This window comes from Rhizobium sp. R711, assembly GCF_002211365.1.
Classification (GTDB): Bacteria; Pseudomonadota; Alphaproteobacteria; order Rhizobiales; family Rhizobiaceae; genus Rhizobium.
The window spans coordinates 183,503-201,779 of the sequence record NZ_LOKZ01000035.1 but is presented as its reverse complement, the minus strand read 5'-3'; the positions used below and the strand labels follow the sequence as shown (position 1 = coordinate 201,779).

Below are 18,277 nucleotides of genomic sequence, written 5' to 3'. Positions count from 1 at the left end.
TAGGTGTTTGGCATCTTCGGGATGCAAATCAAGCAAAGTGAAGGACAGACACCCTGCCTGTTCGCTCGGATTTCAACCCGATGCCTTCCCGCTCGACCTCGCGGGAGGGGTGGGTTGTTGCGCGCCAATGAAAGGATCAGCCATGCGCACGACAGACCGGATACTCGAACTCGACTGCAGCCAGACCACCCTGACGTTCTCCCAGCGTCTCGCAAATGGCTTTGCAACGTTGTCATCCGTACTGCGCGTGTTCCGCAACCGTATGGAGATCAACCGGCTGCACGATCTCGATGACAATCAATTGAGGGATATTGGCCTTAGCAGGGCCGATCTCACCTCGGCCTTCCTGGCGTCGACCTTCTTTGAAGATCCGTCGGAACATCTGACGCGTTCCGCGCGCAATCGCGGACCGAAGTCGCTCTTCAGGTCCCGAAAGGATTAAGGGCGGCCCAACTTTTTCCCCGCAGGGTGATAGCCAATAGCCCTGCCTCTTGCCCGGTGACTGGCCTCCCAGCCGTCTCCGGGTTTTTTTATGCCTTCGGGGGCGAGGAGGGAGGCGCCTTCGGCATATAGGTCTCGAAGATCGCTTCCATGCTTTTCTGGTAGCTCTTCTGCACCTCGAGCCCGCTGTCGAACATGTTGCTCAGCATGTCCATGTAGCTTTCCGTTTCCGCCTTTGCCTGCTCCTTCGGAGTTTCGGTCGGCTTCGGCTCAACTGGCTTTCCAAGCGAACCCATCATTTCCTGAAAAGCCTTGGCGAAAGGGTTGTCGAAAAACGGGTTGGTGACCGTCTTCTCTACCTCCGGCTTCTGCATACCGAACATCAGCTGCATCGCCTGGGTGAAAGGATTGTCGAAGATGCTCGGCTCAGGAGTGGGCTTTTGCTTCGGCGCGAAACCGGTGCTTTCGAGCCATTTCTGAATAGTTTCGCCCATCGCCGTGTTGACGAATGGATTGACCGGTGCATTCATCTGCCCCATCGACTGCTTGAACAGCCCGCCCATCAACGTGTCGGCCATGACAGGCAGCATCTGCTTGTAGATTTCCTGCCCGATTCCGGTCATCTGGGCCGCCTGGGCTGCCACAGCACGCGAAACTTCCTTTGAGCCGAACAGCTGCGCAAGGATGTCGTTGCCGTCCGATATTCCCTGCGGCGTGAAAGCCTTGCTCATGTCCTCGAAATATTTGGCGTAGTTGCCGGAGCCGACTGCCTGCATCAGCCCCATGAAATCGTAGGGGTTGCTACCGCTCCGCTTGAGGCCGGCGGAAAAGGCCGGCACGAGCGCCGCCATCGCCTTGGCGGCCTGCTCCTGAGCAAGATTGAACTGCTTGGATACGGCATCCATTGCCGCGCCGTTCTGGGCCTGCATCATCATGTCGAAGAGTGGCAGCATGGAAATCCCCTTCCCGGTTCGCAACGCTTAATTGAGTCACTATAGCCGGAAAAAGGAATGCGCAAACCGCTTTTTGCAGAAGGATTTAGTATTGATATTCTTCGAAGACCGGCGCAACGGAACCGTTCCAGCGGCCATGGTAGAGCGCCAGCAGGTCTTCGGCCAACGTCGCCTTCTTGGCCATGACTTCGTCGAGCGGCGCAAGGAAGATGGTTTCGTCCTGGCCTTCCCGGTTGAGCTTGTTACGCGCCCTGAGACCCGCCTTCGAAACGGCTATCACTTCGCGTGCGGTTTCATAGAGCTCATGCCCACGAAACTTTGCCCTCAAGCCTTGAGACGGCACGGCGTCGCGCAAGGCGTTGACCTCGTCGAACGCCCAGTCCTTGGTCAGCATATCGGCATCTTCAAGCGCCGCCTCGTCATAGAGAAGCCCGACCCAGAAGGCCGGTAACCCACAAATCCGTCGCCAGGGGCCACCGTCCGCGCCACGCATTTCGAGGAAGCGCTTCAGGCGCACATCCGGGAAGAGCGTCGAGAGATGGTTCGTCCAGTCTCCCATCGTCGGCTCCCACTCAGCGACTTCGCCCTTCAGCGCGCCGTTCATGAACTGCCGGAAGGTGATGTGGGTACAGTCATGATAGTGCCCGTCACGCACGACGAAATACATCGGCACGTCGAGGGCCCATTCGACATAATCATGAAAACCGAAGTCGTCGCGGAAGGTGAAGTCCAGCAGACCGGAGCGATTGTTGTCGGTGTCGCGCCAGATGTCGCCGCGCCATGAGAGCAGGCCGTTGAGCTTGCTTTCGGTAAAGGGCGAGGAGGCAAAAAGGGCGGTTGCCAGAGACTGGAGCTTCATCGAAACGCGCATCTTCTTGCGCATGTCGGCTTCCGAGGAAAAATCGAGGTTCACCTGGATCGTGCAGGTGCGATACATCATGTCGAGACCCTTGGATCCGACCTTCGGCATGTAGCGGGTCATGATCTCGTAGCGGGATTTCGGCATCACCGGCGTTTCGGCCAACGTCCATTTGGGGCTGCCGCCAATGCCGAGGAAGCGGATGCCCATGGGCTCGGCGATCTCACGCAATGTCGCAAGATGCGCGTTCGATTCCTTGCAGGTCTCGTGGATCGTTTCCAGCGGCGCCCCGGACAATTCGAACTGGCCGCCGGGCTCGATTGAAATGGCGCCCATTCCCTTCGGCTCGCCAAGGCCGATGATATTGTCTCCGTCCATGATCGGATCCCAGCCGGATTTCTGCTGCAGACCTTTCAGCAGCGCCGAAATGCTGGCCTCGCCGAAGTACGGCACCGGGCTGTTATCGGCCCGGAAGAAGGCGAACTTCTCATGCTCGGTGCCGATGCGGAATTTCTCCTTCGGCTTGCTTCCCGCAGCAAGATAATCGGTCAGCTCCTGAACCGATGAGAGTGGCGTCTGGTCGGTGGTATCGCGAGCCATTCAAGTCTACCTGCAATGGGAGAGCGCCTGGAAAAAACCCGGGCAATTGGAAGGGTGATTAGGACCGCTCCCACGTATGTTGCAAGTGAAATTGTTTCAACGGCTCATCAAAAAAATAGCGGGATATTTTGGCCGTCACCGATCCTAAGGTTAATTCCAGTCGCCGATCGACGCCTGAATGACGGCCATGGCAGCAACTGCAGCCGTATCGGCTCTAAGTATCCGCGGCCCGAGCGGGATTGCGGTGACGAAATCGAGGCTGCGCAGCCGCGCACGCTCCTCCTCGGAAAAACCGCCCTCTGGTCCGACCAGAAGGGCCAGCTTTCGCTCGCTGATTTTGGACAGCAACGGCAGCGGGTTTTGCCCCGCGTCGCCCTCGTCGCAGTAGACGATGCGGCGGTCGCTCGGCCAGGTATCCAGTAGGTCGGAAAGCTTTATCGGCTCGGCAACATCGGGGATGTCCAGTATCCCGCATTGCTCCGCCGCTTCGATGACATTTGCCCTCAGCTTGTCGAGATTGGTGATCTTGCCCTGCACGTGTTGTGTCATCACGGGGCGCAGTGTGCCGGCCCCCATCTCGACGGCCTTCTGCACCAGATAATCCAACCGCCCGACTTTCAGCGGCGCGAAGAGATAGTGCAGGTCGGAAGGGGCGGGCTGCGACCGCGTCTGCTCCTCCGCAATCAGCACAATACGTTTTCGCGTTGGGAGGGTGAGGCGTGCCTTCCACTCGCCGTCGCGGCCGTTGAAGACGAGCAGCTCGGCGCCCTCGGCCATACGCAGCACGTTGGCGAGATAGTTGAAGTGATCTGCCGTCGTCTCCACCGTTGTTCCGGCAGCGAGCGGGGCGTCCACAAACAGCCGTTGCATCCGAAAATTGGCGCGCATTGAATAGTCCTGCTCAAACAAAGAGCGCGAACATAACCCAATAGAGGATGGCTGCAAGCGCTGCCGAGGCCGGCACGGTGATGACCCAGGCAGCAATGATCGTCATGAAATGCGAACGACGGACGAGATAGCGGCGGCGAACCTCATGCGTGTTCGGGTCTTCCGGTTCGTCGATCGCCCAGCTTTCCGCCCTGCGGCGCATGTATTCGATACGGCGCTTCGAATGTCGCGTGTACCACTCGCGGAAGAAGCCGACGCCGAACACCGAGCCGACCGCGATGTGCGTCGTACTGACGGGCATGCCGAGCCATGAAGCGACGATAACGGTGAAGGCCGTGGACAGCGCCACGCAATAGGCCCGCATGGGGTTGAGCTTGGTAATTTGCTCACCGACCAAGCGGATTAGGCGAGGCCCGAACAGCAGCAAGCCGACCGAGATGCCGAAGGCGCCGATCAGCAGCACCCATATCGGAGGCTGGCCGTGCACCCCCTCAGAGGGTTCACCAACGGCGCGCACGATGGCCGAAAGCGGTCCGACGGCGTTGGACACGTCATTGGCACCATGGGCAAAGGAGAGCAGGGCTGCCGAGCCAATCAACGGGATCTGAAACAGGACGCGCAGCGAACTGTTGCGGTTTTCGAGCCCGACAGCCTGCCGCAGAACGAACGACCGCGCCGCGATCCATCCGATGAAGCCGGCCGCGACCCCGAAGAGGTGTATGGTTAGCGTCGCGAATTCGCCGGGCGTTTCGAGCTGCAGCATCATGTAGGACGAAAAGCCGCCAACCATCATGGCGATCAGGATGGGCACCCAACGCCGCGCCGCGGCGATCTTGTCGGTGCGGTAGATGATCAGGGTCTTCACCATGAAAAGCAGACCGGCGGCAATCACGCCGCCGAGCAGCGGGGAGGTCACCCAAGCCGATGTGATCTCGATCATCACCCGCCAGTTCACCGGCTCGGGACCGACCGCGCCGATACCCGCGCCGATCACCGCGCCGACGATGGCGTGCGTCGTCGATACCGGCGCGTTCATCCAGGTTGCGAGGTTGATCCACAGGGCGGCGGCCATCAATGCCGCCATCATGATCCAACCGAGCGTCGCTGGCGGCACCTGCACCGCGTCCACGATGCTTGAGGAGATCGTCTTGACGACCGCGCCGCCCGCAACCGTCGCGCCGAGAATTTCGAAGATTGCGGCGATGACCAGCGCCTGTCCCATCGTTATCGCGCGGGCGCCCACCGCCGCGCCGACGTTGTTGGTGACGTCGTTCGCGCCGATGTTCATGGCCATGTAGGCAGCGAGCGCTGCGGCGGCGATCACCAGCACCGCACTTGGCCGGTCGAAGACGTAGACGCCCGCAAAAAGCATGGCCAGTCCGAGGAAGATCAGTCCGAGACCCGGCGCCACCAGCTTTCGTGACACGAATTTCGCCGCATCCTCGACATGCATAAGCTTGTCGAGGTCCTTGTCGAGCGTTCGTTTGGTGAGGACGGCTGGTCGGTCGGGCATTCTATTCCTTCGTTGAATCCTGCTTTAGCGCCGCCAAGTTTAGCAGCGCAAGATGGCAGTATTCATTCCGCTGGAATTTGCCTTGGCGACCTTGCGGCGAGCTGTTCCGTCATACGGCGTTTAAACTGCAGAAAGAGACTGCGAAGTTCGGGCTCGTGGACGCGCTTCACTGCCTCGTTGCAGGAGACCCACTCCGTCTTGCGTTCGCCCTTTTCCTTGAAGTTCTTGGACATCTCCGAGACCTCAAGCGCATAGACTTGAACCTTGCAGGTGACCTTCAAGCCGTTCTTCAGCATCTTGGGATAGCAGTAGGCGCCAAGCGTTTGGTGCTCGATGGTCCCACGAACGCCGGCTTCCTCGAATGCCTCGCGGGCTGCGACCTCATAGGAGCAGCGTCCGTCCATCGGCCATCCTTTGGGGATAACCCAGCGGCCGGTATCGCGGCTGGTTAGCAAAAGTACTTCAACATCGTTGGTCTTCTTTTTGACCCGGTAGCAGAGCGCAGCATATTGTTGACGCGGGGGGCGCCGAAACATGAGCTGAACGTCTGAAGCGAGGCGGGCAAGAAGAGTCAACGGTCGGGTCACCTTTGCATTTTTTATTGGAGTGAGTCGTCTATATTAGTATCCGCTGGAAAGCTTTCGCGATCCATAAGCACTTCATGCGTTTTGCACGGATTTGATTGCCATCAATAGGAACTTTTTGTTTCGCCGGGTAACAAAAAATCCGCCAGATACTATCCTGATTCCGCCAATGCACAGGCGTTCAATATGCGCCTGTCCTGTATTTCAATCAACGAGTGCATAATGTAGTGCACTGTTATGTCCGCAGTGTGGTAACCATGCGTCTTCCTCCCCTAAAAGCGATCCGTGCCTTCGAAGCCGTTTACCGGCATGGCAGCATTCTAGGCGCTGCCGCAGAACTCGGTGTCGTGCGCGGCGCCGTGCGTCAGCAGATCTCGATCCTTGAAAACTATTTCGGCGAGAAACTGTTCGAGCGCGATGGCAGAAAATTGGCTGCAACCGCGAAGGCAACCGAGTTTGCGGAAGCCTCCAATGCAGCCCTTGTTCTGCTCGAGCGCGCCGCGGCAGACTTTGTTGGACGTGAGCAGCGCCGCGTCCGCCTCGGCGTGCCATCGGCCTTTGCTATATGGTGGCTTATGCCGCGACTTGCAAATATGCAGTCAGCGCTTGATGGCGTGGATGTCGATATCGTGCCGATGTCGATTGTCGAACCCTTGTCGCTGCATCCGGAGCTCGATGCGGTCATTATGGGCGGTGAATACCGGCCGGCCGCAGGAGTGACCGCGGTCAAATTCATGGAGGATGAGTTCGGACCCGTTGCCACGCCGGATCTTGCGGCAAGGATCGCCGACAATCCCGCGAGAATGGTGGAGAGCACCGCTCTTGTTAGCCGCAGCGCGCCAACCCTCTGGCAGGAGTGGTTTGCCGAAAGCGGTACCCAGGCCGTCATCTTCCGGCGCAAGCAGGAGTTTGAAGATTTGCTGCTCGCACTCGGAGCGGCGCGATCGGGCGTGGGAGTCGTGCTCGCGCCGCGCGCCGCCATCGAGGATGATTTGCAGCGCAATGTGCTTGCGGCACCCTATGGCTTCGTTCGCCGACCCGCGGGCTATAGCCTGTCTTGCGGCGATGCCGATGCCAAGAGGCCGGCGTTCACCGCTCTCCGGGACTGGCTGCGTCGCTCCGACGTGTCGAAGCAATAGGGCAGATTTTCTGCCCTATTGCGAAGAATTATCTCCATGGTCGAAAAGCGTGCCCGGGTCTAACACTGCATTGACAGCGGAAGGACATCGGACATGCAAAGAGACGCAACGCGCATCGAATGGATCGGCAACAACTGCCGATTGCTCAAGGCAACGGCGGCGGAGTTCGAGAAGACGCAACCGTTCGCCGGTCTGACCATCGGCACCGGCATCCATCTGGAGCCGAAGACCGTGGCGCTGCTGATGACACTCAAGGCCGGCGGCGCACGGCTCGTCTGCACCGGAAACGTGAACAGCACGCAGCCTTCGACCGTGGAGTTTCTCCGCTCGCAGGGGATCACCGTGTTCGCGACCCAGACGACGGACCCCGTCGCGCATCATAAGAGCTTGGAGGCGGTCGTCGCTGAAAAGCCGGATCTGCTGCTCGACAATGGCGGCGACCTCTTTGCGATCGCGGCTGGGGCTTTTTACGTCGGCCTTCTCGGCGGCACCGAGGAAACGACATCAGGCCGCACACGCCTGCTGCCGATGCGGGCAAAATTGAACATGCCGATCCTGGTCATCAATGACAGCCCGATCAAGCAGTTCGCCGAAAACAGACATGCCGTCGGCCAGAGCCTTTTCGAAAGCTACATGCGCTTCACCAACCGCTCGACCAACGGTAAGCGTGTCACGGTTTTCGGCTACGGCGCCTGCGGGAAGGGGACAGCGGCCTGCTTCCGCAATGCGTTTTCAACCGTCAGCGTCGTTGATATCGATCCGGTGACAGCGCTGGAGGCGCACCTCGACGGCTTCTCCACGCCGCTGCGCAACGAGGCGATTGCCACAGCCGATGTGCTTGTCACGGTCACGGGCTCTCCCGCGATCGTCACCGCCGCCGACCTTCCGCTGATCAAGGACGGTGCGATCTTAATGAATGGCGGACATTTCCCGCATGAGATCGATGTTGCGGCATTCCGGCAGCATCCAGATGTCGTGCGGATCGATCGCTACGAGGCGGATCATATCGAGACCTTGCACCTCCGCGACGGTCGCTCTTTCCATATTCTCGGCGGCGGGCATATGGCAAACCTCGCCGGCCCCCGGCCGCTCGGCAATTCCGTCGAATCGATGGATCTTGGTTTCACGCTGCAGGCGCGCTGCCTTGAGCGTGTCGCCAGGCGCGATGTCGGCGCCGAGAGCTGTATCGTCCCGGTGCCTGCAGATATCGATGCCAGGGTGGCAAGCGCCTATCTCGATCTGGCGCGATAAGTGACGGGCACGGCGAGAATCCGCCGCGCACCTCCAAATTTCAGGCAATCTCCACCACCAGCTTGCCGTTTGCCTGGCGGCTTTCGATCAACGCATGGGCTTCGGCGACATCCGAAAGTCCGAAGCGGCGCGCGTCCAGCCTCGGCATCACCTTTCGGCCTCGACGAGTTTGCCGACCTCCCTCAGGATCTCGCCATGGTGGCTGCGCCCTTCGCCGGTCAGAAGCGGCAGCAGCGTAAAGACGCCCGAATAGCTCGCCGCCTTGAACGACAGCGGGGCAAGCGCATGCGTTCCCCATCCGAGCGCGCTGACGACGTGACCGAATCGTCCGACCGCCTGGAAGGCCCCATCGAGGCCGGGACCGCCGACGGTATCGTAGACGATGTCGAAGCCTTTGCCGCCGGTGTGACCGCCGACATAATCCGTCACAGTCTCTACTCTGTAGTCGATCGGCGTTGCTCCGAGGCTTGCGAGGTAATCCGCCCTGGCGGCGCCGTCGACCGCAAACACATCAGCGCCTGCGGCTTTCGCGATCTGTACCGTAATGTGCCCAACGCCGCCGCCGACGCCGAGGACGAGAACCTGCTGGCCCTTGCGGACATTGGCGCGATCGACCAGCCCTTCCCAGGCGGTGATTGCGATCAGCGGCAGGGCTGCTGCTTCCCGCATCGAGAGATTTTGGGGCTTCGGCGCAATCAGCCTGGCGTCGACCGCGGCGAATTCAGCCAGCGAGCCCTGGATGCCGCCGACGCCACCGGTCATGCCATAGACTTCGTCGCCGCGGTGGAACTCGGTGACGCCGGGGCCGACCTGCTCGACGACGCCAGCCAGATCAATGCCAAGAACGGCCGGAAACGGATGCCCCGCATGGGCGGCATTGCCGGCGCGGATCTTGGTGTCCAGCGGATTGACGCCGCTTGCCTTGATGCGGACCGAAATCTCACCCTCTCGCGGCGTCGGCTTGGCGACCTCGGCGAGACGGAAATCGGCCTTCGGCGCGTCAATCAGGAGCGCCTTCATCGTTGTGAACTGGGACATGCAACTCTCCTTTCGTCTCTGTCGCGCGGAGAATGCGCGGCGGCTTCCTGCGCTTGTCTTCTTCGGAGTGGTTCGGAGCACATGGCTTGCGCCGGTGCTTGCGGAATTCTCGCTGCGTCATCCGAAGATCGTCGTCGAATTGCTGACCGATAGCCGCCTGCTCAACCTCTCCCGCCGGGAGGCTGATGTCGTTGTGCGGATCGCGCCCTTCACCGAGCCGGACGTGATATCGCGCAAGCTGCTGCATACGACTACCGGCTTTATATCCGCCGCGGCGCCGAGCACCCGAGGGCAGGGGATGGCGCGGGTGCCCGTCTGGTCACGATGGACGAGGCCTTTGGCGGCGTGCCCGACGTGGCGCGGGTGACGCGTCTTTTGCCGAAGGCCTTGCCATGCGCAGCAACAACCGAGATGTGCAGGCGGCGCTATGCAGGAATGGGGCCGGCCTTGCCGTTCTGCCGCGCCCCATTGGCGATTTGATCGCTGACATCGAGCCTGTCGATCTCGGTGAAGCGCCGCCCGGGCGCGACACGTGGATCGGCTATCACCGGGACATGAAACGGCAGGCGCGCTTGCGGGCACTGCTTGATCTCGTCATCGAGAGGCTGGCGAACTGGCTGGTGAAAGCCCCTAGCGTTCCCAATAGGGGACCGGGCCGTAGACTTCGGCGAGATAGTCGATGAACAGCCGCACCTTGGCCGGCAGGAATTGGCGGCTCGGATAGACCGCAGAAAGCGTCACGTTGCGCGATCCCTCGTAGGCGGGAAGGATGTGAATCAATCGGCCATCCTTCAACTCGCCGCTGATGTCCCAGGTGGAGCGCAGCGCGATCCCGAGCCCGGATATGACAGCCTCCCGCACCACTTCGCTGGAATTGGTGACGAGCATCCCTTCCGGCCGCAGAGAAAGCGGGCCCTCGGGTCCTTCCAGCCGCCAGGCATCGTTGTTGTGCGCGGGCAGGCAGCGATGTTGCTTAAGATCTTCGATCGTCTGCGGCGTACCGTTGGCGGCGAGATAATCCGGGGAGGCGCAAAGCAGGCGTCTGACCGGTGCAAGTCGCCGCGCGACAAGACTCGAGTCGGTCAGTTCCGCAATCCGGACGGCAAGGTCGAAGCCTTCGCCCACGATGTCAGTGAATTCGTCGCTGAGCACCAGATTGATCGCAAGCCCCGAATGCATGTCCATGAAGGACTTCAGATGAGGGGCGACATGCGTGCGTCCGAACGAGGTCGGCGCCGTCACTTTCAGAGTTCCCTGCATCTGTGCGGAGCGCCCGGAAATGTAGTATTCCGCCTCCTCGATACCGGCGAGAATGCCGAGCACGCGATCGTAGAAGCCCTGGCCCGCCTCTGTCAGCGAGATCTGCCGCGTCGTGCGTTGCAGGAGTCGCGTGCCCAGCCGATCTTCTAGCCGCTTGATGCGTTTGGAGACCACGGCCGGCGAAAAGCCGAGCGCCCTACCGGCAAGCGACATGCTCCCTGTCGAAACGACTTTTGCGAAAATTTCGAGGTCACCCAGATTGGTCATGCGCTTTGATTGTTTGTCCTTTTGGAATAAGTGCTTAGCATTTGCGCCATAATGGGGAAAGTGCTAAGCCCGATTGAGCCGGCACCGCGGAGGATGCGTCCGGTTTTTCGCTGCCGCCGGCGAAGGGAGAGAGCTATGTCCGACACCATTTCGTTTCTCGCCCCGCGTGCCGACGTACTTGCCCGCCGCCGGCAGATCGTCGCCGATCTTGTCGACCTGCTGCCGCCGGAATGCCTGGTGCATGAGGCGCGCGAACTGATGCCGTTCGAGACCGATGCCTTCGTTTCCTATCGCCGGATGCCGCTGGCGGTTGCCCTGCCGCGAACGACCGCGGAAGTGGCCGCTGTCATGAAATACTGTCATCGCTATGGGGTCCCGGTGGTGCCGCGCGGCGCCGGAACGTCACTCTCGGGCGGCGCGATTCCGCAGGAGGATGCGGTCGTCGTCTGCGTTTCCAAGATGAACCGCATTCTCGACATCGATCTGCCCAACCGCGTGGCGGTCGTCGAAGCGGGCGTGACCAATCTGAATATCTCGGAATCCGTCGCCGCGGACGGCTTCTTCTATGCGCCCGATCCGAGCTCGCAGCTGGCCTGCACGATCGGCGGCAATATCGGAATGAATTCCGGCGGCGCGCACTGTCTGAAGTATGGCGTGACGACCAATAACTTGCTCGGTGTAAAGATGGTCCTGACGGATGGCACCGTCATAGATCTCGGGGGCAAGGCGTTGGATGCCGGAGGCTATGACCTGCTTGGGTTGGTTTGCGGACACGAAGGCCAGCTTGGGATTGTCACGGAAGCGACCGTCCGGCTGATCGCCAAGCCAGAGGGCGCGCGGCCGGTCCTGTTCGGCTTCGATACCTCCGAGGAGGCAGGGTTCTGCGTCGCCGATATTATCGCTGCGGGTATCATTCCCGTTGCCATCGAATTCATGGACAAGCCTGCGATCGAAATCTGCGAAGCCTTTGCCAAGGCCGGCTATCCCTTGGATGTCGGTGCGCTGTTGATCGTGGAGGTCGAGGGATCGGAAGCGGAAATGGACGACATGCTGAAGAGCATCGTCGAAATCGCGCGCAGGCATGGCGTGAAAACCGTCCGCGAATGCCAGTCGGCAACCGAGGCTGCGCTGATCTGGAAAGGCCGGAAGTCGGCCTTCGGCGCCACCGGGCGCATTGCCGACTATATCTGCATGGACGGCACCGTGCCGCTCAGCCAGCTTTCCCACGTGCTGAAGAAAACCTCTGAAATCATCGATCGCCATGGGCTTCGCGTCGCCAATGTGTTCCATGCCGGCGATGGCAACATGCATCCTCTGATCCTTTTCAATGCCAATGATCCGGAAGATGCCGCGCGCGCCGAGGCAGCGGGCATGGAGATCCTGAAGCTCTGCGTCGATGCCGGTGGCTGTCTGACGGGCGAACACGGCGTCGGCATCGAAAAGCGAGACCTGATGCGCCATCAGTATTCCGAAGCGGACTTGGCACAGCAGATGGCCGCACGCGCTGCGTTCGATCCCGACTGGCTCCTGAATCCGTCCAAGGTCTTCCCGCTCGAGGGACGTCCAGCCGCATGATCGACCTATCGCCTATGACGGACGAAGAAGCTGCGGCAGTCGTCCGCAGCCATGCGCAGGCAGGCAAGCCGCTCGCACTCTGCGGCGGCAACACGCGCTCTGGTTTCGGAAATACCGTGGTGGCGGAAAGCCGCCTACGGTCGTCCAATCTGAGCGGCATCGCGGCCTATAATCCGGGCGAGATGGTCTTGACCGCACGCTCGGGAACACCAATGTCCGAGATCGAAGCCGCACTGGCCGAGAACGGTCAGATGATGGCCTTCGAGCCGATGGACCATCGGCTGATTATGGGAACGTCAGGCGAGCCGACGATCGGCGGCGTCTTTGCTGCAAACGTCTCGGGCCCGCGTCGTTTCGTGGCGGGAGCCGCGCGCGACAGTTTGCTTGGCGTCAGCTTCATCAATGGCAAGGGTGAGGTGATCAAGGCTGGCGGTCGCGTCATGAAAAACGTGACCGGGTTGGACCTCGTCAAGCTGATGGCCGGTTCGCACGGCACGCTGGGGTTCCTGACCGAAGTGACCTTCCGGGTGCCGCCGCGACCGCGAACCGAAGCGACCGTCGTCGTCTCGGGATTGAACGATGCCGAAGCTGCCAACGCCATGGCCGCGGCGATGGCATTGCCGGTCGAGGTCTCCGGCGCCGCGCATTTGCCGATGACCGTGTCCTGGAAGTTTCTCGACAGCACGCTTTCCGGAGGGGAGGCGACGTGTCTGCGCATCGAGGGCCTGCCGGGCTCCGTCGATGCTCGGGCAGCCAAGCTCGTTGCGGCCATGCAAGTGTTAGGATCGGTCACGCGGCTGGAACAAAGTGAGAGCGCCCGTCTTTGGAAAGATATCCGGGATGTCGCGCCTTATGCTGACGGCACGATGCGGCCCGTTTGGCGGGTTTCTGTCGCGCCAACCGTCGGCCACCAACTCGTCGCAGCCCTTCGCCTGGAAGCCGGCGTCGATGCATTCTACGACTGGCAGGGCGGGCTGATCTGGATGCGAATGGAGGCAGATGCCGACGCGGACCTCTTGCGCCGCTTCATCAAGGCGCTGGGCGGCGGCCACGCCACGCTGATCCGCGCCCCGGAGAAGATCCGGGCGATGACGGCGGCCTTTCAGCCGCAGCAGGAGGCAGTGGCCTTGCTCTCGCAGCGTCTGAAGCTGAAATTCGATCCCGCCGGCATCTTCAATCCCGGGAAGATGGCAGGAGCATAGGGCAATGCAGACTAATTTCACGCCCGCCCAGCTTGCCGACCCCAATGTTGCTGAATCCGAGAAGATCCTGCGCAAATGCGTCCATTGCGGCTTCTGCACCGCGACCTGTCCGACCTATGTGACGCTCGGCAATGAGCTCGACAGCCCGCGTGGCCGCATCTATCTGATCAAGGACATGCTGGAAAACGGGCGCCCGGCAGACGCTGAAGTCGTTACCCATATCGACCGCTGTCTCTCGTGTCTCGCCTGCGTGACGACCTGCCCCTCCGGCGTCGACTATATGCACTTGGTCGACCACGCACGGGCGCATATCGAAAAGACCTACAAGCGTCCTTTCATGAACGGGCTCGTGCGGGCCATCCTTGCCGCTGTTTTGCCCTATCCCGATCGGTTTCGCCTCGCGATCAAGCTGTCGTCGGCGGGGCGGCCGTTCGCAGGCCTTCTCAGGCGTTCGCCCGCATTGAAACCATTTGCCGCGATGCTGGCGCTGGCGCCGCGACGTATTCCTCCCGCCTCGAGCTATGCCGCGCCGGCAAGCCACCCTCCTGTTGGTGAGAAGCGCGGTCGCGTCGCGATCTTGACTGGCTGCGCACAACCGGTCCTCGACCCCGGGATCAACGAGGCAACCATCAGGCTGCTCACGCGGCTTGGCGTCGAAGTCGTCGTTCCCGAGGGGGAGAGCTGCTGTGGCTCACTCGTCCATCACATGGGGCGCGAAGAGCAGGCTTTGGCGAGCGCACGCGCCAATGTCGATGTGTGGACGCGTGAAATCGAGAGGGGTGGGCTCGACGCAATCATCATCACTGCCTCCGGCTGTGGCACGACGATCAAGGACTATGGTCATATGTTGCGGCTCGATCCCGCCTATGCCGAAAAGGCGGCGCGCGTATCGGGCCTGGCGAAGGACATCACGGAATATCTCGTATCGCTCGAGCTTCCGACACAGATGCCGAAGGGCATCATCGTCGCCTATCACTCTGCCTGCTCGATGCAGCACGGGCAGAAGATCACGATAGCGCCCAAGCGACTGCTGAAGGCGGCCGGCTTCAATGTCCGCGATCCCGCAGAAGGCCACCTCTGTTGCGGCTCGGCCGGTACCTACAACATCATGCAGTCGGATATTTCCGAGGTACTCAAGACCCGCAAGGTCAAGAATATCGAAGCGACGAAGCCGCAGGTGATCGCAACCGGCAATATCGGCTGCATCATGCAGATTGCGACCGGGACAGCCCTTCCGATCGTTCATACGGTGCAATTGCTGGATTGGGCCTATGGCGGGGATGTACCGGAAAAATTAAAGGATTTGCCTTTAGCTTAGCGGCGCGTCGGATTATCCGGCGATTTCAGGAGCCGCTCATGTATCGCACTATCGTCGCGCTAACGGTTTTCTGCGGCGCGGCAACTGCCGCCCACGCAGACACTCGCTATTTCTGCTCGGCGGATGACAAGGACGTGCGCTTTACGGTCGAAAGCGGCTTCGAGGCTGGCGGCGGCCACAAGCTCAATCATCTTCGCGGCGCTCTGGTGGCGAAGAACGATGACGTTCCGCAGGCACTCAAGAAGATTGCCGTCAGTTCAGAAAACCTGACGCATCACTGGTCGCATGACGGTGAACTGCGGCTGGAGATCTTCTATGAGGGTGGTGACGATGCGAATGGCCAGGGGATCAGCCTGATCGTGATGGCTGGTCAGCGCGGAAAATCGATGAACACGTTCTCAGGGACCTATGAATTCGCTCTCGACGGTGGCGCAAAACCGCTCACCGCCACCGGCAAGGTCACCTGCGGATCGAAATAGGCGACCGGTTGCCCGGCCGCCTGATTGCTTGTCTCAGCCGCCGAACAGCGTCCGCAGCACGTCGATGCCGCGATCGTCGAAGCTGACTTCGCCCTGCTTGTTGCCGGGACCAACGACGATGACCTTTGTGCCGACGGGCGCGCGATCATAAAGATCGATCACATCCTTGTTCATCATCCGGATGCAACCGGACGACATGTTGAGGCCGATCGACCACGGCTGATTGGTGCCGTGGATACGGAAGGAAGTATCGTTGCCGCCCTTGTAGAGATACATGGCGCGGGCGCCGAGCGGATTGTCTTCGCCGCCTTCTTGGAAGGTCGGGAGGATGTGACCCTTTGCCGCCTCGCGAACGCGCATTTCAGGCGGTGGCGTCCAGCCTGGCCACTCTGCCTTGCGGCCGATCTTGACGACGCCCGACCAGCCGAAGCCCTCGCGGCCCACGCCGATGCCATAGCGCGTCGCGCGGTTCTCCGTTTCGACGAGGTACAGGAACTTGTGGTTCGTATCGATGATGATCGTTCCGGGCGCTTCGTTGGTGACGAGGTGCACGCGCTGGCGCTTGAACTGTGGCTTGACCGATTTCGGCGGCACGGCGACCCGGACGACAGGCGCGCCATCATGAGCAGGCGTAATCGGCTGCGCCGACACCGATGCGGACATGGAAGAGACCAGAAGGCCGGCGGCCGCAAGGGCCGTCGCGAATTTCAGCATGGTTGATTCCCTCAAAGCAAAACTGGAGCGAAGCTATCCGAACTTCGATCCAGTTCAAGATGTCGGGCGCGGAATGAAGCAGGTGCGATGTTAAATTGCAACTGTTCTTGGCGGCATGCCGTATTGATGAGCCTTTACATGACGATGACGCGAGTTCCAATCTTTACGCGTTCGTAAAGGTCAACGACGTCTTCGTTGCGCAACCGAATGCAGCCGGAGGAGACCGCGTTGCCGATCGTCCAGGGGGCGTTGGTGCCGTGGATGCGATAGAGGGTCGAGCCAAGATACATGGCACGTGCGCCAAGCGGGTTCTCTGGCCCGCCGTCCATGCGCGCCGGGAGGTAATGGCCCTTGGCGGCTTCGCGGCCGATCATTTCCGCCGGCGGCGTCCAGTCTGGCCATTCGGACTTGCGGGTGATCTTGTGCGCGCCGGCCCATTCGAAGCCCGGCTTGCCTACGCCGACGCCGTAACGTCGTGCCTTACCGCCGTCCATAACCAGATAAAGGAAGCGGCTGTTGGTATCGATGACGATCGTGCCGGGCTGCTCCGTGGTGTCGTAGTTGACGATCTGCGGCAGATACTGTGGGTCCAGCTGGCGGCGGACGACAGGAACGCCGGGATTGATGGCGGACGTCGGTTGCGCCGCGGCGGCGGGAGCGCGGCCGAAGGCGCCGGACGTGAACAGACCGCGTTGCGGAAATACCGGTTGCTTGTAGACGACGGGGCGAACCTTGCCGCCGAACTGCATGATCCAGGGCTCCGCGAGATCGGGGCTCAGAACAACCGGTGGGCGCGTCGCATAACGATCGTCGCCGAGCGCGGCCGTGGAAAAGGCGCCGAGCATCGCTGCGGCGAGCAGAAGGGATTTCATCATCGGACGGACTCTCTACAAATGGCCGAAATGCGCGGACGGCACCGGCCGTCTGCTTTCACGCTGCCATCTTTCCCGCCAGCGAATGGTAAATTTGAATTCATTCAAACCTGAAGCACCGGATAAACTTTTCGTCAGGGTTATCGTTCGGTTTGGAAACAGAGTTTGCAAATGGTAAAGCCGGATTCGCAGCACGAAAGCGAAGTAGGATCATGAGCGATACGGGCATCATTATCGGTGAGGATGGCAAGAGCCGCTGCCACTGGCACGCCAACCTCCCGGATTATCTCAAGTATCATGATGAGGAATGGGGACGTCCGGTAACGGATGACATCCGCCTTTTCGAGAAGATCTGCCTGGAAGGGTTCCAGTCGGGCCTCTCCTGGCTCACCATTTTGCGCAAGCGCGAGAACTTCCGCGCTGCCTTTGCCGGCTTCGATTTCGAAAAGGTCGCGCTCTTCGACGATAGCGATATCGAGCGCTGCCTTGCCGATTCCGGTATCGTGCGCCATCGCGGCAAGATCGTCTCGACGATCAATAACGCCCGCCATGCGATCGAACTGCGGCAGGAGTTCGGGTCACTCGCGCGCTATTTCTGGAGCTTTGAGCCCGGTCACAACGAGCGGCCGAAGGTGGTTGATCGAGCCGCCGTCATGGCCAACCCGACAACGCCGACATCGGTCGTCATTTCCAAGAATTTGAAGAAGCGCGGCTGGACGTTTGTCGGTCCGACCACAGTTTATGCCTTCATGCAGGCAATGGGTCTCGTCAACGATCATGTCGAAGGTTGCTTCTGCCGCGTTGAGGTAGAGGCGATGCGCGATGCATTGGTGCGCCCATGAGGGCGCTCGCGGCAACCGTCGCCTTCTGCCTGGTGGCGTCGATGGCATTCGCCCAGTCACCGGAACTGCAGCCCGGCGAGCGACTCGAGAAGCTGCAGTTTCCGGCCGCTACCATGGAGCTCAAGGGTTGGACGAAGTTCGGAAACGGGCGCGTCTACACGCTTCCCGTCAAGGCGGGCCAGCATGTGAAGGTCAGTTTCTCGACCAAGAGCAAGTTTGCCTTCCTCTCGATATTCGATCTCGCGACGCCTGATGAGGAGGCGATCTTCGGTACCGACGAGGATGGCAGCAGCTACAACATAACCGTGAAGGACAGCACCACCTGGCTGCTGAGGCCTTATTATTCAAAAGTATCGCCGCGCCGCGGGCTGGGCGCACCCTACAGTATTCTGGTTGAGCCTCGGGCAGCGGCGGCGCCGCAACAGGTTGCTCCCGCTGAAAAGGAATCGCCGTCGCCTCTCTTTCCCCCAAGGCAGTGACGA

The 18,277-nt window shown here is 60.8% G+C and carries 17 protein-coding genes and 2 pseudogenes; 10 read left to right on the top strand and 9 right to left on the bottom strand.

The features are described from left to right. Positions 1-142 precede the first annotated feature (142 nt). Entirely contained in the window at positions 143-442 is a 300-nt protein-coding gene (locus ATY80_RS23225) for a DUF1127 domain-containing protein (RefSeq protein WP_088694658.1), read from the top strand. An 88-nt stretch (positions 443-530) separates the two neighbouring features. Here the strand turns inward: ATY80_RS23225 and ATY80_RS23220 are convergent, their stop codons facing one another. From ATY80_RS23220 to ATY80_RS23200, 5 genes are all read right to left on the bottom strand, one after another. Continuing rightward, positions 531-1,394, bottom strand: coding sequence for a DUF937 domain-containing protein (locus ATY80_RS23220; RefSeq protein WP_088694657.1), 864 nt, complete (start codon positions 1,392-1,394; stop codon positions 531-533). A gap of 85 nt (positions 1,395-1,479) precedes the next feature. After that, complete coding sequence (locus ATY80_RS23215) at positions 1,480-2,853, bottom strand: glutamate--cysteine ligase (RefSeq protein ID WP_088694656.1); 1,374 nt, start codon at positions 2,851-2,853, stop codon at positions 1,480-1,482. 150 nt (positions 2,854-3,003) lie between these two features. Continuing rightward, positions 3,004-3,741 carry a 16S rRNA (uracil(1498)-N(3))-methyltransferase gene (locus tag ATY80_RS23210; RefSeq protein WP_088694655.1) on the bottom strand — a complete coding sequence of 246 codons (738 nt, stop codon included), beginning with the start codon at positions 3,739-3,741 and terminating at the stop codon, positions 3,004-3,006. Between the two features lie 13 nt (positions 3,742-3,754). Beyond that, positions 3,755-5,254 carry an inorganic phosphate transporter gene (locus ATY80_RS23205; protein ID WP_088694654.1) on the bottom strand — a complete coding sequence of 500 codons (1,500 nt, stop codon included), beginning with the start codon at positions 5,252-5,254 and terminating at the stop codon, positions 3,755-3,757. A 62-nt stretch (positions 5,255-5,316) separates the two neighbouring features. Then, positions 5,317-5,829, bottom strand: a complete 513-nt coding sequence (locus ATY80_RS23200) for an NUDIX hydrolase (protein ID WP_088694653.1) — start codon at positions 5,827-5,829, stop codon at positions 5,317-5,319. A gap of 266 nt (positions 5,830-6,095) precedes the next feature. Here ATY80_RS23200 and ATY80_RS23195 point away from each other — a divergent pair, with 266 nt between their 5' ends. Together ATY80_RS23195 and ATY80_RS23190 are read left to right on the top strand one after the other, a co-directional pair. Then, positions 6,096-6,977 (top strand): LysR substrate-binding domain-containing protein, encoded by an 882-nt coding sequence (locus tag ATY80_RS23195; protein ID WP_189637244.1) that lies wholly within the window; start codon positions 6,096-6,098, stop codon positions 6,975-6,977. A 93-nt stretch (positions 6,978-7,070) separates the two neighbouring features. After that, positions 7,071-8,228 (top strand): adenosylhomocysteinase, encoded by a 1,158-nt coding sequence (locus tag ATY80_RS23190; RefSeq protein ID WP_088694651.1) that lies wholly within the window; start codon positions 7,071-7,073, stop codon positions 8,226-8,228. Positions 8,229-8,268: 40 nt separating this feature from the next. Here ATY80_RS23190 and ATY80_RS23185 read toward each other — a convergent pair. Then, positions 8,269-9,266 (bottom strand): annotated as a pseudogene (locus ATY80_RS23185) (zinc-dependent alcohol dehydrogenase family protein). A gap of 41 nt (positions 9,267-9,307) precedes the next feature. Between ATY80_RS23185 and ATY80_RS23180 the strand changes: the two are divergent. Continuing rightward, positions 9,308-9,877, top strand: a pseudogene (locus tag ATY80_RS23180) (substrate-binding domain-containing protein); the annotation flags it as partial. A gap of 19 nt (positions 9,878-9,896) precedes the next feature. On the opposite strand, the gene ATY80_RS23175 reads toward ATY80_RS23180, so the two are convergent. Continuing rightward, a complete protein-coding gene (locus ATY80_RS23175) occupies positions 9,897-10,793 on the bottom strand; it encodes a LysR family transcriptional regulator (RefSeq protein ID WP_088694650.1) in 897 nt (298 codons plus the stop codon). Positions 10,794-10,928: 135 nt separating this feature from the next. On the opposite strand from ATY80_RS23175, the gene ATY80_RS23170 reads away from it, so the two are divergent. The 4 genes from ATY80_RS23170 to ATY80_RS23155 are packed head-to-tail and all read left to right on the top strand — an operon-like array spanning position 10,929 to position 15,367. Beyond that, positions 10,929-12,368 carry an FAD-linked oxidase C-terminal domain-containing protein gene (locus ATY80_RS23170; protein ID WP_088694649.1) on the top strand — a complete coding sequence of 480 codons (1,440 nt, stop codon included), beginning with the start codon at positions 10,929-10,931 and terminating at the stop codon, positions 12,366-12,368. After that, positions 12,365-13,570, top strand: coding sequence for an FAD-binding protein (locus tag ATY80_RS23165; protein ID WP_088694648.1), 1,206 nt, complete (start codon positions 12,365-12,367; stop codon positions 13,568-13,570). Before ATY80_RS23170 ends, ATY80_RS23165 begins: the two co-directional genes overlap by 4 nt. A 4-nt stretch (positions 13,571-13,574) precedes the next feature. Continuing rightward, positions 13,575-14,888: a glycolate oxidase subunit GlcF gene (gene glcF / locus ATY80_RS23160; protein ID WP_088694647.1), complete on the top strand. Its 1,314-nt coding sequence runs from the start codon at positions 13,575-13,577 to the stop codon at positions 14,886-14,888. Positions 14,889-14,926: 38 nt separating this feature from the next. Then, positions 14,927-15,367, top strand: coding sequence for a hypothetical protein (locus ATY80_RS23155; protein WP_088694646.1), 441 nt, complete (start codon positions 14,927-14,929; stop codon positions 15,365-15,367). Positions 15,368-15,400: 33 nt separating this feature from the next. On the opposite strand, the gene ATY80_RS23150 is transcribed toward ATY80_RS23155, so the two are convergent. Both ATY80_RS23150 and ATY80_RS23145 read right to left on the bottom strand, forming a co-directional pair. Next, positions 15,401-16,081, bottom strand: a complete 681-nt coding sequence (locus ATY80_RS23150; RefSeq protein WP_088694645.1) for a L,D-transpeptidase — start codon at positions 16,079-16,081, stop codon at positions 15,401-15,403. Positions 16,082-16,215: 134 nt separating this feature from the next. After that, positions 16,216-16,956 (bottom strand): L,D-transpeptidase, encoded by a 741-nt coding sequence (locus ATY80_RS23145; protein WP_088694644.1) that lies wholly within the window; start codon positions 16,954-16,956, stop codon positions 16,216-16,218. A gap of 209 nt (positions 16,957-17,165) precedes the next feature. On the opposite strand from ATY80_RS23145, the gene ATY80_RS23140 reads away from it, so the two are divergent. Together ATY80_RS23140 and ATY80_RS23135 are read left to right on the top strand one after the other, a co-directional pair. Further along, complete coding sequence (locus ATY80_RS23140; RefSeq protein WP_088694643.1) at positions 17,166-17,795, top strand: DNA-3-methyladenine glycosylase I; 630 nt, start codon at positions 17,166-17,168, stop codon at positions 17,793-17,795. Beyond that, entirely contained in the window at positions 17,792-18,274 is a 483-nt protein-coding gene (locus tag ATY80_RS23135; RefSeq protein ID WP_088694642.1) for a hypothetical protein, read from the top strand. The genes ATY80_RS23140 and ATY80_RS23135 overlap by 4 nt, the downstream gene beginning before the upstream one ends. Positions 18,275-18,277 lie beyond the last annotated feature (3 nt).

Excerpts from the sequence above, each read along its gene's own strand:
- ATY80_RS23225 (WP_088694658.1), top strand. The coding sequence starts at position 143 with ATGCGCACGACAGACCGGATACTCGAACTCGACTGCAGCCAGACCACC.
- ATY80_RS23220 (WP_088694657.1), bottom strand. The coding sequence starts at position 1,394 with ATGCTGCCACTCTTCGACATGATGATGCAGGCCCAGAACGGCGCGGCA.
- ATY80_RS23215 (WP_088694656.1), bottom strand. The coding sequence starts at position 2,853 with ATGGCTCGCGATACCACCGACCAGACGCCACTCTCATCGGTTCAGGAG.
- ATY80_RS23210 (WP_088694655.1), bottom strand. The coding sequence starts at position 3,741 with ATGCGCGCCAATTTTCGGATGCAACGGCTGTTTGTGGACGCCCCGCTC.
- ATY80_RS23205 (WP_088694654.1), bottom strand. The coding sequence starts at position 5,254 with ATGCCCGACCGACCAGCCGTCCTCACCAAACGAACGCTCGACAAGGAC.
- ATY80_RS23195 (WP_189637244.1), top strand. The coding sequence starts at position 6,096 with ATGCGTCTTCCTCCCCTAAAAGCGATCCGTGCCTTCGAAGCCGTTTAC.
- ATY80_RS23190 (WP_088694651.1), top strand. The coding sequence starts at position 7,071 with ATGCAAAGAGACGCAACGCGCATCGAATGGATCGGCAACAACTGCCGA.
- ATY80_RS23175 (WP_088694650.1), bottom strand. The coding sequence starts at position 10,793 with ATGACCAATCTGGGTGACCTCGAAATTTTCGCAAAAGTCGTTTCGACA.
- ATY80_RS23170 (WP_088694649.1), top strand. The coding sequence starts at position 10,929 with ATGTCCGACACCATTTCGTTTCTCGCCCCGCGTGCCGACGTACTTGCC.
- ATY80_RS23165 (WP_088694648.1), top strand. The coding sequence starts at position 12,365 with ATGATCGACCTATCGCCTATGACGGACGAAGAAGCTGCGGCAGTCGTC.
- glcF (WP_088694647.1), top strand. The coding sequence starts at position 13,575 with ATGCAGACTAATTTCACGCCCGCCCAGCTTGCCGACCCCAATGTTGCT.
- ATY80_RS23155 (WP_088694646.1), top strand. The coding sequence starts at position 14,927 with ATGTATCGCACTATCGTCGCGCTAACGGTTTTCTGCGGCGCGGCAACT.
- ATY80_RS23150 (WP_088694645.1), bottom strand. The coding sequence starts at position 16,081 with ATGCTGAAATTCGCGACGGCCCTTGCGGCCGCCGGCCTTCTGGTCTCT.
- ATY80_RS23145 (WP_088694644.1), bottom strand. The coding sequence starts at position 16,956 with ATGATGAAATCCCTTCTGCTCGCCGCAGCGATGCTCGGCGCCTTTTCC.
- ATY80_RS23140 (WP_088694643.1), top strand. The coding sequence starts at position 17,166 with ATGAGCGATACGGGCATCATTATCGGTGAGGATGGCAAGAGCCGCTGC.
- ATY80_RS23135 (WP_088694642.1), top strand. The coding sequence starts at position 17,792 with ATGAGGGCGCTCGCGGCAACCGTCGCCTTCTGCCTGGTGGCGTCGATG.